14 protein-coding genes are annotated in these 12,087 nt (G+C 64.7%); 1 reads left to right on the forward strand and 13 read right to left on the reverse strand.

The genetic code is table 11. The annotated features are described in order from the left end of the window. Positions 1–4: 4 nt before the first annotated feature. The 11 genes from nuoK to ABS88_RS09720 all read right to left on the reverse strand — a co-directional run bounded on the left by nuoK (position 5) and on the right by ABS88_RS09720 (position 9,666). Positions 5–310 carry an NADH-quinone oxidoreductase subunit NuoK gene (gene nuoK, locus ABS88_RS09670; RefSeq protein ID WP_067106636.1) on the reverse strand — a complete coding sequence of 102 codons (306 nt, stop codon included), beginning with the start codon at positions 308–310 and terminating at the stop codon, positions 5–7. Next, positions 307–918, reverse strand: coding sequence for an NADH-quinone oxidoreductase subunit J (locus ABS88_RS09675; protein WP_067112172.1), 612 nt, complete (start codon positions 916–918; stop codon positions 307–309). The genes nuoK and ABS88_RS09675 overlap by 4 nt, the downstream gene beginning before the upstream one ends. Positions 919–930: 12 nt before the next feature. Beyond that, the gene (gene nuoI / locus ABS88_RS09680; RefSeq protein WP_067183557.1) at positions 931–1,419 is read right to left on the reverse strand and encodes an NADH-quinone oxidoreductase subunit NuoI; all 489 of its coding nucleotides are present in this window, start codon (positions 1,417–1,419) and stop codon (positions 931–933) included. Beyond that, on the reverse strand, positions 1,416–2,459 hold the full coding sequence (gene nuoH / locus ABS88_RS09685; RefSeq protein ID WP_076075304.1) for an NADH-quinone oxidoreductase subunit NuoH: 1,044 nt from the start codon (positions 2,457–2,459) through the stop codon (positions 1,416–1,418). The genes nuoI and nuoH overlap by 4 nt, the downstream gene beginning before the upstream one ends. Then, the gene (nuoG, locus tag ABS88_RS09690; protein ID WP_076075303.1) at positions 2,456–4,483 is read right to left on the reverse strand and encodes an NADH-quinone oxidoreductase subunit NuoG; all 2,028 of its coding nucleotides are present in this window, start codon (positions 4,481–4,483) and stop codon (positions 2,456–2,458) included. The genes nuoH and nuoG overlap by 4 nt, the downstream gene beginning before the upstream one ends. After that, the gene (nuoF, locus tag ABS88_RS09695) at positions 4,483–5,775 is read right to left on the reverse strand and encodes an NADH-quinone oxidoreductase subunit NuoF (protein ID WP_104959669.1); all 1,293 of its coding nucleotides are present in this window, start codon (positions 5,773–5,775) and stop codon (positions 4,483–4,485) included. The genes nuoG and nuoF overlap by 1 nt, the downstream gene beginning before the upstream one ends. Before the next feature lie 133 nt (positions 5,776–5,908). Further along, a complete protein-coding gene (locus ABS88_RS09700; RefSeq protein ID WP_076075299.1) occupies positions 5,909–6,577 on the reverse strand; it encodes a complex I 24 kDa subunit family protein in 669 nt (222 codons plus the stop codon). Further along, positions 6,577–7,794 (reverse strand): NADH-quinone oxidoreductase subunit D, encoded by a 1,218-nt coding sequence (locus tag ABS88_RS09705; RefSeq protein WP_199775103.1) that lies wholly within the window; start codon positions 7,792–7,794, stop codon positions 6,577–6,579. The genes ABS88_RS09700 and ABS88_RS09705 overlap by 1 nt, the downstream gene beginning before the upstream one ends. A gap of 35 nt (positions 7,795–7,829) precedes the next feature. Then, positions 7,830–8,741, reverse strand: coding sequence for an NADH-quinone oxidoreductase subunit C (locus ABS88_RS09710; protein ID WP_076075294.1), 912 nt, complete (start codon positions 8,739–8,741; stop codon positions 7,830–7,832). Next, positions 8,741–9,295, reverse strand: coding sequence for a NuoB/complex I 20 kDa subunit family protein (locus tag ABS88_RS09715; RefSeq protein ID WP_104959671.1), 555 nt, complete (start codon positions 9,293–9,295; stop codon positions 8,741–8,743). The genes ABS88_RS09710 and ABS88_RS09715 overlap by 1 nt, the downstream gene beginning before the upstream one ends. Further along, positions 9,292–9,666 carry an NADH-quinone oxidoreductase subunit A gene (locus ABS88_RS09720; protein WP_067112197.1) on the reverse strand — a complete coding sequence of 125 codons (375 nt, stop codon included), beginning with the start codon at positions 9,664–9,666 and terminating at the stop codon, positions 9,292–9,294. The genes ABS88_RS09715 and ABS88_RS09720 overlap by 4 nt, the downstream gene beginning before the upstream one ends. Before the next feature lie 223 nt (positions 9,667–9,889). On the opposite strand from ABS88_RS09720, the gene ABS88_RS09725 reads away from it, so the two are divergent. Continuing rightward, entirely contained in the window at positions 9,890–10,372 is a 483-nt protein-coding gene (locus tag ABS88_RS09725; RefSeq protein WP_067183547.1) for a YbjN domain-containing protein, read from the forward strand. Between the two features lie 184 nt (positions 10,373–10,556). Here ABS88_RS09725 and ABS88_RS09730 read toward each other — a convergent pair whose 3' ends face one another. After that, the gene (locus tag ABS88_RS09730; protein ID WP_067112203.1) at positions 10,557–11,375 is read right to left on the reverse strand and encodes an inositol monophosphatase family protein; all 819 of its coding nucleotides are present in this window, start codon (positions 11,373–11,375) and stop codon (positions 10,557–10,559) included. Between the two features lie 65 nt (positions 11,376–11,440). Then, positions 11,441–12,004, reverse strand: a complete 564-nt coding sequence (gene efp, locus ABS88_RS09735) for an elongation factor P (protein WP_067112206.1) — start codon at positions 12,002–12,004, stop codon at positions 11,441–11,443. Positions 12,005–12,087 lie beyond the last annotated feature (83 nt).

Consider the following 12,087-nt stretch of genomic DNA (forward strand, 5'->3'; position numbering starts at 1 on the left):
CGGCTTACCCCTTCATCCGGTTGGCATCGTCGACGGCAATGGTGCCGCGGCCGCGGAAATAGATGACGATGATCGCGAGCCCGATCGCGGCTTCGCCCGCGGCGACGGTCAGCACGAACATCGCGAAGACCTGCCCGACCAGATCGCCGAGCGCGGCGCTGAACGCGACGAGATTGATGTTCACCGCGAGCAGGATCAGTTCGATCGCCATCAGGATGACGATGATGTTCTTGCGGTTGATGAAGATGCCGAGCACGCCGAGCGTGAACAGCACCGCCGAAACGGCAAGATAATGGCCGACCGAAATCACAGTTCCATCCCCTGCCCGACGCCCGGATCGACCAGCCGCGTCGCTTCCCACGGGCGGCGGCGGTTCTGCGCGGCGATGTTCTGGTTGCGCGTGCCGCCGCGCCGGCGATGCGTCAGCGCGATCGCGCCGACCATCGCGACGAGCAGGATCAGGCCCGCCGCCTCGAACAGGAAGATGTAGCGCGTGTAGAGCAGTTCGCCGATCTGCTGGATATTGCTTGTATCGCTTGCGATCGGCGCGGCGCGATTGGCGAGGTCGATCCCGCCCGCGCTCCATGCCCCGACGGCAAAGACCAGTTCGGCGGCGAGGATGATCGCGACGAGCGCGCCCAGCGGCAGATAGCGCACGAAACCGGCGCGCAGTTCGGCGAAATCGATGTCGAGCATCATCACGACGAACAGGAACAGCACCGCGACCGCGCCGACATAGACGATGACGAGCAGCATCGCGATGAACTCGGCCCCCGCGAGCAGCATCAGTCCTGCCGCGTTGAAGAAGGCGAGGATCAGCCACATGACGCTGTGGACCGGGTTGCGCGCGAGGATCACCATCGCGGCCGCGGCGATGGTGACGGTTGCGAAGAGATAGAAGGCGATGAGCTGAATCATGTCCGCGCGCCCTTACCGATAGGGCGCGTCGGCGGCAAGATTGGCCGCGATCGCGCGCTCCCATTTGTCGCCGTTGGCGAGCAGCTTGGCCTTGTCATAGAGCAGTTCCTCGCGCGTTTCGGTCGCGAATTCGAAGTTCGGCCCCTCGACGATCGCATCGACCGGGCAGGCTTCCTGGCAGAAACCGCAATAGATGCACTTGGTCATATCGATGTCGTAGCGCGTCGTGCGGCGCGACCCGTCGTCGCGCGGTTCTGCCTCGATCGTGATCGCCTGCGCCGGGCAGACCGCTTCGCACAGCTTGCACGCGATGCAGCGCTCTTCGCCGTTCGGATAGCGGCGCAACGCATGCTCGCCGCGGAACCGGGGCGACAGCGGATTCTTCTCGAAGGGATAGTTGATCGTCGCCTTCGGCTTGAAGAAATATTTGAGCGTCAGCCAGTGCGCCTGCACGAACTCCCACAGGGTGAAGGTTCTGACGAGATGGGCGATGTTACTCATGAATACCTCGTCAGCATCAGATAGCCGGACACCAGGAACACCCAGAAGAGCGAGATCGGCAGGAAGACCTTCCAGCCCAGCCGCATGAGCTGGTCGTAGCGGTAACGCGGGACGGTCGCCTTCACCCAGGAAAAGACGAAGAAGAAGAAGAAGATCTTCGCGAACAGCCAGATCCAGCCGGGCACGGCATAGAGCGGCGCCCAGTCGATCGGCGGCAGCCAGCCACCCCAGAACAGGATCGCGTTGAGCGCGCACATCAGCAGCACATTCGCATATTCTCCGAGCCAGAACAGCGCGAAGCTCATCGACGAATATTCGGTCTGATAGCCCGCGACGAGCTCGCTTTCGGCCTCGGTCAGGTCGAACGGCGTGCGCGCGGTCTCGGCCAGCGACGAGATGAAGAACAGCACCGCGAGCGGGAAGAGCAGCAGGTTGAAGCCGAAGGCGTTGACCAGCCCAAGCCCGTGCCCCTGCTGCGCCTTGACGATCTCATTGAGGTTGAAGCTGTCGGCGAACAGCACGACGCCGATCAGGATGAAACCGATCGACACTTCATAGGAAATCATCTGCGCCGACGCGCGAAGCGCGGAAAAGAAGGGGTATTTGGAGTTCGACGACCAGCCCGACAGGATGACGCCATAGACGCCGAGCGACGAGATGGCGAGGATGTAGAGCAGCCCGATATTGATGTCGGCGAGCACCGCGCCCGAATTGAACGGGATCACCGCCCACGCCATCAGCGCCACCGTGAAGGTGATGATCGGCGCGATCAGGAACAGGCCGCGGTTGGCGCCCGACGGGATGATCGTTTCCTGGAGGAACACCTTGAGTCCGTCGGCGAAGCTCTGGAGCAGGCCGAAAGGTCCGACGACGTTCGGCCCGCGCCGCAGCGCCATCGCCGCCCAGATCTTGCGGTCGGCATAGATGATCATCGCCACCGCGAGCATCAGCGGCAGCGCGATCAGCAGGATGCCGCAGATGGTGGCAAGCCCCCACGCCCATTCGTAGGACAGGCCGAGATTCTGGAAAAACTCGGTCATTCTGCCGCCTCCGCAAAATCGACGCCGTGGAGCAGTTCGTCCGAGCAGCGCTGCATCGTCGGCGAGGCGCGGCAGATGGCGTTGGTCAGGTAGAAATCCTTGATCGGCGACGGAATTTCGCGCGCCTCGGGCTTGGCGGGCAGCTTGGGTAAGTCATTAAAGTCTTCTGGCCAGCCGTAATCGACCAGCCCTTCGATACCCAGTTCCGGCACCGCCGCAATCATCGCCGCGCGGCACTCGTCAAAGCTGTCGAAGCCGACCGAAACGCCCAGCGCGTCGGCGAGGGCGCGGAAGATGCTCCAGTCCTCGCGCGCGTCGCCGGGCGCGAACACCGCCTTGTCGCTGCGCTGGACGCGGCCCTCGGTGTTGACCGTGGTGAAATCCTTCTCGGTCCACGCCGCGGCGGGCAGGATGACGTCGGCGGCGTGCGCGCCCTTGTCGCCGTGATGGCCGACATAGACCTTCAGCGTTCCATCGAACGCCGCGAAATCGACGTCGTCGGCGCCAAGGAAGAAGGCCAGCTTCGGCTTGGCCGCGATCACGTCGTTGATGCCGCCCGGCTGCGAATAGCCGAGCATCAGCGCGCCCATGCGCGCGGCGGAGAAATGGACGACGTTGAAGCCGTTCCAGCCGTCCCTGACCGCGTTCACGCTCCTGGCGAGTGCGAGGCCGGCGCCGTGGACGCCGGGCACCGACAGCGCGCCGCCGCCGAATATGAGCATCGGCCGCTCGGCGCCCTTCAGCGCATCGAGCGCCGCCTTGGGCAGCTTCGCGACGAGCGAGGCGTCGTTGCCAAGCCATTCGACCTTGTAGGTCAGGTCGATCTCGGGCCCGATGCCGAACACCTTCGCGCCCTTCTTGTACACCGCCTTGCGGACGCGCGTATTGATGAGCGGCGCTTCCCAGCGCAGGTTGGTGCCGACGAGCAGGATCACGTCGGCATTCTCCGCCTCGGCGATCGTCGTGTTGAAATTGACCGCCGACAGGCTGGTGACGTCATAGGCAAGCCCGGTCTGGCGCCCCTCGAACAGATGGCCGCCGAGCGCGGTCACCAGCGCCTTCGCCGCGAACATCGTCTCGCAGTCGGCCATGTCGCCCGCGATTGCCGCGACCGAAGCACCGGCATTCGCGGCCCTGATCGCCTCGAACGCCTCGGCCCAGCTCGCCTCGACGAGCTGGCCGTCCTTGCGGACATAGGGACGGTCCAGGCGGCGACGGATCAGGCCGTCGACATGGTGGCGCGTCTTGTCGCTCGCCCATTCCTCGTTCACGTCGTCGTTGACGCGCGGCAGCACGCGCAGCACCTGTCGCCCGCGGCTGTCGATGCGGACGTTGGTGCCGACAGCATCGCTCATGTCGATGCCGAGCGTCTTGGTCAGCTCCCACGGCCGCGCCTCGAACGCATAGGGCTTGCTGGTCAGCGCGCCGACCGGGCAGAGATCGACGACGTTGCCCGAAAGCTCGCTCGCGACCGCACGCTCCAGATAGGAGGTGATCTGCATATTCTCGCCGCGATAGAGGGCGCCGATATCCTCGACCCCCGCGACCTCTTCCGCGAAACGGACGCAGCGCGTGCACTGGATGCAGCGGGTCATGATCGTCTTGACGATCGGCCCCATATATTTCTCGGTCACCGCGCGCTTGTTCTCGTGAAAGCGCGATCCGCCGCGGCCGTAGGCGACCGCCTGATCCTGCAGGTCGCATTCGCCGCCCTGGTCGCAGATCGGGCAGTCGAGCGGATGGTTGATGAGCAGGAACTCCATCACCCCTTCGCGCGCCTTCTTGACCATCGGGCTGTCGGTGCGGATGATCTGCCCGTCGGATGCGGGCAGCGCGCACGATGCCTGCGGCTTCGGCGGCCCCGGCGACACCTCGACCAGGCACATGCGGCAATTGCCGGCGATCGACAGCCGCTCATGATAGCAGAAGCGCGGGATTTCCTTCCCCGCCATCTCGCACGCCTGCAGGACCGTCGCGCCCTGTGGAACATCGAGTTCGATGCCGTCTACGGTTACTTTAGGCATTATTCCGCGGCCTCCATCATGCCGCCATTTTCGCGGATACGGCGCTCCAGTTCGGGGCGGAAATGGCGGATCAGGCCCTGGATCGGCCACGCCGCCGCGTCGCCCAGCGCGCAGATGGTGTGGCCTTCGACCTGCTTGGTCACGTCGAACAGCGTGTCGATCTCATCGATCGTCGCGTCGCCGGTGCGCAGGCGTTCCATCACGCGCCACATCCAGCCGGTGCCCTCGCGGCACGGGGTGCACTGGCCGCAGCTTTCGTGCTTGTAGAAATAGCTGATGCGGCTGATCGCCTGGACGACGTCGGTCGACTTGTCCATCACGATCGCGGCGGCGGTGCCGAGGCCCGACCCGAGCGCCTTCAGCCCGTCGAAATCCATCGGCGCGTCCATGATCTCGGCCGCCGGGACCAGCGGCACCGACGATCCGCCGGGGATCACCGCGAGCAGATTGTCCCAGCCGCCGCGGATGCCGCCGCAATGTTTTTCGATCAGTTCGCGGAAGGTGATGCCCATCTCTTCCTCGACCACGCACGGCCGCTCGACATGGCCGCTGATCTGGAAAAGCTTGGTGCCCTTGTTGTTTTCGCGCCCGAAGCTCGCGAACCACGCCGCGCCGCGGCGCAGGATCGTCGGCACGACCGCGATGCTCTCGACATTGTTGACCGTCGTCGGACAGCCATAGAGGCCCGCGCCCGCCGGGAACGGCGGTTTCAGGCGCGGCTGCCCCTTCTTGCCTTCGAGGCTTTCGATCATCGCGGTTTCTTCGCCGCAGATATAGGCGCCGGCGCCGCGGTGGACGAAGACGTCGAAGTCGTAGCCCGATTTCGCGGCATTCTTGCCGAGCAGGCCGGCGTCATACGCCTCCTGCACCGCGGCGAAGAGCGTTTCGGCCTCGCGGATGAACTCGCCGCGAATGTAGATATAGGCCGCGCGCGCGCGCATCGCATAGCCGGCGATCAGCGCGCCCTCGATCAGCTTGTGCGGATCGTGGCGGATGATCTCGCGGTCCTTGCACGACCCCGGCTCGGATTCGTCGGCGTTGATGACGAGGAAGCTCGGACGATCCTCGCGCGGCTCCTTGGGCATGAACGACCATTTGAGCCCCGTGGGGAAGCCCGCGCCGCCGCGTCCGCGCAGGCCCGACGCCTTGACCTCCTCGATGATCGCGTCCTGGCCGCGCTTCAGCAGATCCTTGGTCTTGTCCCAATCCCCGCGCGCCTGCGCGGCCTTCAGGTTCCACGGCTGGAACCCGTAGAGGTTGGTAAAGATGCGATCCTTGTCGGCGAGGCTCATGCGTCCCCTCCTGCCGCATCGTCACCCCGGACTTGATCCGGGGTCCATTCGGCGCTCACGCCAATGGACGAAGGAAGAATGGATGCCGGATCAAGTCCGGCATGACGAAGGAAAAGGGTGTCGGCTCTCATCCTCACCACTCCTTCCGGTAATCGTGGTTCGCCGACACCATTTCGGTCAGCGTCGTCGGGCCGCCCTCGGGATCGCTGGTGTGGCGCTTCGGGTTCTGCGTCCCGGTCTTCGGCTGATTGCCCGCCGCCAGATCGTCGAGGATGCGGGTCATGCTGTCGTAGTCGAGGTCTTCATAATTATCGTCGTTGATCTGGACCATCGGCGCGTTGGTGCAATTGCCCATGCACTCGACCTCGGTCAGCGTGAACAGGCCGTCGGGGGTGGTCTTTCCCTTGACCATGCCGCGGTTCTTGCACGCCGCCATGACATCGTCCGACCCGCGCAGCATGCACGGCGTCGTCCCGCAGACCTGCACATGATAGCGGCCGACCGGCGCGAGATTGTACATGGTATAGAAGGTCGCGACCTCGTAGGCGCGGATATAGGGCATATCGAGCTGCGCGGCGACATATTCGATCACCGGTATCGGCAGCCAGCCCTGCGTGTTTGTCGCTGCCCCCACCTGCCGCTGCGCGAGGTCGAGCAGCGGCATCACCGCCGAGCGCTGCCGTCCCGCGGGGTAGCGCGCGATGATGACCTTCGCCTGTTCGGCATTTTCGGGCGTCCACGCGAAATCGCCCCAGCGCGCGCGGACTTCGGCTTCGTCGGGGATGTTGGGTGCGTCAGCCATTAGCGGTCACACTCTCCGAAAACGACGTCGATGGCGCCGATGATTGCAGTCGTGTCGGCGAGCATGTGGCCCTTGGTCATCATGTCCATCGCCTGAAGGTGGCTGAACGCCGTCGGGCGGATCTTGCAGCGGTACGGCTTGTTGCTGCCGTCGCTGACCAGATAGACGCCGAATTCGCCCTTCGGGCTTTCGGTCGCCACGTAAACCTCGCCCGCGGGGACGTGGAAGCCCTCGGTGTAGAGCTTGAAGTGATGGATCAGCGATTCCATCGAGCTCTTCATCTCGGCGCGCTTCGGCGGCACGACCTTGCGGTCGAGGCTGGCGACCGGGCCGCTCGGCATGTCGCGCAGGCACTGCTTGATGATGCGCGCCGACTGATAGACTTCCTGCACGCGGACCATGAAACGGTCGTAGCAGTCGCCGCGCGTGCCGACCGGAATGTCGAATTCCATCTGCGCATAGGCGTCATAGGGCTGGCTCTTGCGGATATCCCACGGAATGCCGCTGCCGCGGATCATCGGGCCCGAGAAACCCCATGCCAGCGCGTCTTCCTTGCTCACCGTCGCGATATCGACGTTGCGCTGCTTGAAGATGCGGTTGTCGATGACGAGGCTCATCGCATCGCCAAACAGCTTCGGCAGGCGCGTCTCGCACCATTCGCCGATGTCGACGAGCAGCTTTTCGGGCGCATCCTGATGCACGCCGCCGGGGCGGAACCACGCCGAGTGCATGCGCGCGCCCGACGCGCGTTCGAAGAAGTTCAGGCAATCCTCGCGCAGTTCGAACACCCACAGGTTCGGGGTCATCGCGCCGACGTCCATCACGTGCGACCCGATGTTGAGCATGTGGTTGCAGATGCGCGTCAGTTCGGCGAACAGCGTCCGCAGATATTGCGCGCGCGCCGGCACCTCCAGATCAAGGAGCTTCTCGATCGCGAGGACGTAGCTGTGCTCCATCCCCAGCGGCGAGCAATAGTCGAGCCGGTCGAAATAGGGCAGCGCCTGAAGATAGGTCTTGTATTCGATCAGCTTTTCGGTGCCGCGGTGGAGCAGGCCGACATGCGGATCGACGCGCTCGATGATCTCGCCGTCGAGCTCCATCACCAGCCGCAGCACGCCGTGCGCCGCAGGGTGCTGCGGGCCGAAGTTGATCGTGTAGTTCGTCACCGCCTGGTCGCCCGCCGTGTCCGCGGTGTCGACCGGATAGCCTTCGAACATGTCGCTGCCGTGATGCCGGACCGTGGGAGAATCGGTCATGCGTCACCTCCTTTGGGCTTGCGCGGCGCGCGCGGCTTGGCCGGAGCCTTCGCCTTCGCGGGGGCCTTCTCGGCCTTCGCGGTCGCGGGCGTCTTCGCCTTCGACGCGGGCTTGGCCTTGGCGCCGTCTTCGCTTGTCTTCGCGGCGGCGTCGTTCGCCTTGCTCCCCGCGCCCGTCTGCGTCGGCTTGTCGGTGGTCTTGGGAGTCGGCGGCGGCGCGGCCTTGGCCTCGTCGGCCTTCTTGACCTGGTCGGCAGTCATCGGGGTGGGCGCGCCCTTGCCCGGTGCCTCGCCCGTGCCGCCCGCCTTTTCGTCGCCCGGCAGGATATAGTCGGCGCCTTCCCACGGCGACATGAAGTCGAAGTTGCGGAAATCCTGCGCCAGCCGCACCGGTTCATAGACGACGCGCTTGTCCTCTTCCGAATAGCGCAGTTCGATATAGCCGGTGAGCGGGAAATCCTTGCGCTGCGGATGGCCCTGAAAGCCATAGTCGGTCAGGATGCGGCGCAGGTCGGGGTTGCCGCTGAACAGCACCCCGTACATGTCGAACACCTCGCGCTCGAGCCAGCCGGCCACCGGCCAGACGGGCACCACGGTCGGCACCGGCGTCACCTCGTCGGTGGTGACGCGGACGCGCAGGCGATGGTTCCGGGTGACGCTGAGCAGGTGATAGACGACCTCGAAGCGCTCCGGGCGGTCGGGATAGTCGACCCCGGCAATCTCCATGAGCTGCTGATATTCGAGCGCGTCGCGCAGCGTCACCATCACGCCGTCGACCGCGTCGCGGCGAACGGTGATGCTGTCCTCGCCGACGGCCTGGACATGCGCGAGCAGATCCTTGCCGAGCAGCTTCTTCAGCGCCTCGGCGAGGCCTTCGCGCGGCGCGATCAGGGGAGCGGGGCTGGACATCAGCGTTCGATCGTCCCGACGCGGCGGATCTTCCGCTGCAACTGCATCACGCCATAGAGCAGCGCCTCGGCGGTCGGCGGGCAGCCGGGGACGTAGATGTCCACCGGCACGATGCGGTCGCAGCCGCGCACCACCGAATAGCTGTAATGATAATAGCCGCCGCCGTTGGCGCAGCTTCCCATAGAGATGACATATTTGGGGTTCGACATCTGGTCGTAGACCCGGCGCAGCGCAGGCGCCATCTTGTTGCACAGCGTCCCGGCGACGATCATCACGTCCGACTGGCGCGGGCTGGCGCGCGGCGCGGCGCCGAAGCGCTCCATGTCATAGCGCGGCATGTTGACGTGGATCATCTCGACCGCGCAGCAGGCGAGCCCGAATGTCATCCACCACAGCGAGCCGGTGCGCGCCCAGCCGAACAGATCCTCGGTCGTGGTGACAAGAAAACCCTTGTCGCCGACTTCGGCGTTGAGGTCGTCGAAAAAGCCCTGGTCCGGGGCGGTGCCCGGCGCGACCGGCATCTGGCCGGGGGTCAGGATGGAGGTGTTGCTCATTCCCAGTCCAGAGCCCCTTTCTTCCACGCATAGACAAGGCCGATCGCGAGTTCGGCCAGGAATATCATCATCGTCGCCCAGCCGGCCCAGCCGATCTCCTTGAGGCTGACCGCCCACGGAAAGAGGAAGGCGGCTTCGAGATCGAAGATGATGAAGAGAATCGCGACGAGATAGAAACGCACGTCGAACTGGCTGCGCGCATCCTCGAATGCCGGAAAGCCGCATTCATACTCGCTGAGCTTCGCCGGATCGGGCTGATGGGCGCCGGTGAGCCGGGCGATTCCCATCGGCAGGAAGACGAAGGCAGCCGACAGCCCGACCGCGACGGCCAGGAAAATCAGAATCGGCAGATATTGCGTCAGGTCGACCATGAAGCACGCAGTCCTGTGTTCGTTTCTGGGTTGTTCGCCACCCGTTAGCGGGGCGCTTTAGGCCAGCGCGTCGCGCCTCGCAAGCGCTGCGGGCATGAAATTCCCAGCATGCTGTGATCCAGAGCATAAACGGCGCTGGCAAGGCGCGCCAGGGCTGTGATAGGCCGATGATGGGGGCCGGCCGACGGCCCGGATCGGGTCCGATTGCGAGATGGGAGCATATATGGGACGATTTCTTCTGCGGGGCGCCCTCGCCATGGCGACGATCGCCACGCTGGCGGCCGTTCCGGCCCACGCCGAACTGGTGAACGCGTCGAATCCGGCGACGATCAAGGCGATCGTCGAGTCGCAGGGCTGGCCCGCGACGCTGGTCAGCAAGCCGGGCGACGACCCCTATATCGAAAGCAACCGCAACGGGCTGAAATTCCTGGTCCTGTTCATGAACTGCACCGAAGGCCGGAACTGCAAGACGCTGCAATATTACATGGGATTCAGCGACGCCAAGCAGGTGCCGCTCGAAAAGTTCAACCAGTGGAACAAGGAAAAGCGCTTCGCCCGCGCCTATCGCGACGACGAGGGCGATCCGGTGCTCGAAATGGATGTCGACGTCGATTTCAACGGCATCCCGCGCGAGAATATCGGCGAGACCTTCAACACCTGGTCCTCGCTGATGGACACGTTCCGCGAATTCATCTTCGAAGACTGAGCGCCGGGCGCCGACAGGTGATTGTTCCCCGGCGAAGGCCGGGGTCCATGCGGAGCCGCGCCATGCCATCCGGGCCCCGGCTTTCGCCGGGGAACAAGCTCTTACTTGCCTGAACGATATATACGCCAAACAAGTCCAGAGTGACTCAAGGTTGAAAGCCGGTCGTCTGCCCCGTGCTTTCTTCTCAGGCGCCGCGCAAGGCGCCGGCGACGAGCTTTTGCAGCTTCGAATGCACCGCCGCGCTGCCGGCGACGAATTCGCGGCGCTCGATCGTGCGGTCGCCGCCGCGGAAGTCACTGACGAATCCGCCCGCCTCACGCACCAGCAGCATTCCCGCCGCGACGTCCCAGATCGCGAGGTCGCTTTCCCAGAAACCGTCGAAGCGGCCCGCCGCGACCCACGCGAGGTCGAGGGACGCCGCACCGAAGCGGCGGATGCCGGCAACCTCGGGCGCGACGACGCCGAAGACGCGGCCCCACTGCGCCATGTCGCCATGGCCCATATAGGGGATGCCGGTCGCGATCAGGCATTCGTGCAGGCTACGGCGCGACGAGACGCGGAGGCGGCGGTCGTGCAGCCACGCACCGCGGCCGCGCTCGGCCCAATAGCTTTCGTCGGTCACCGGCTGATAGACGAGCGCCGCGGTGACGTCGCCCCAGCCGCCGCCGAGCTTCGGTTCCTGCACCGCGATCGAGATGGCGAACTGCGGAATGGCGTGCAGGAAATTCGACGTGCCGTCGAGCGGGTCGATGATGAAGCGCGGCTTGCCCGCTTCTCCCTCGATCTCCCCCGCCTCTTCCATCAGGAAACCCCAGCCGGGGCGCGCATGGCTCAATTCGTCATAGAGGGTGCGCTCGGCCGCCTGATCGGCCTTCGACACGAAATCGGCGGGCCCCTTCTGCGAGACCTGAAGATGCTCGACCTCGCCGAAGTCGCGGCGCAGCTTCGTGCCCGCCTTGCGCGCGGCGCGTTCCATGACGGTGATGATGCCGGAAATGGCCATTTTCTATCTCCCCCCTCCCGCCTGCGGGAGGCCTAACCCCTCCCGCTTGCGGGAGGGGGACTCAATCAGTCGGCGCGCCGCACATATTCGCGGTCATAGACATTGACCACGATGCGGGTGCCGCTGGTGATGTGCGGGGGCACCATCACGCGCACGCCGTTGTCGAGGATCGCGGGCTTGTAGGACGAGGACGCCGTCTGGCCCTTCACCACCGCGTCGGCCTCGACGATCGTCGCTTCGATCTGTTCGGGCAGTTCGACCGAGATCGGGCGTTCTTCCCACAGTTCGAGCACGACCTCCATCCCGTCCTGCAGGAAATCGGCGGCATCGCCGACGACATCCTTCGAGATGTTGATCTGCTCGTACGTATCCTTGTCCATGAAGACGAGATCGTCGCCCTCGGCATAGAGATACTGGAAATCCTTGGTGTCGAGGCGGACCTTCTCGACCGTGTCGGCGCTGCGGAAGCGGTTGTTGAGTTTGCGGCCGTCGATCAGATTCTTGGCCTCCACCTGCATATAGGCGCCGCCCTTGCCCGGCTGGGTGTGCTGGATCTTGGTGACCTTCCAGATGCCGCCCTCATATTCGATAATATTGCCGGGACGGATATCAACGCCGGAGATTTTCATCGCGCACACTCACTTGAACAAGGATGGTAAAGAGCCGCCGGCGCGTGCGGAGCGCACCGGTCACAGGAGCGCGCCCTTAGCGG

Source organism: Sphingopyxis sp. SCN 67-31 (assembly GCF_001725095.1).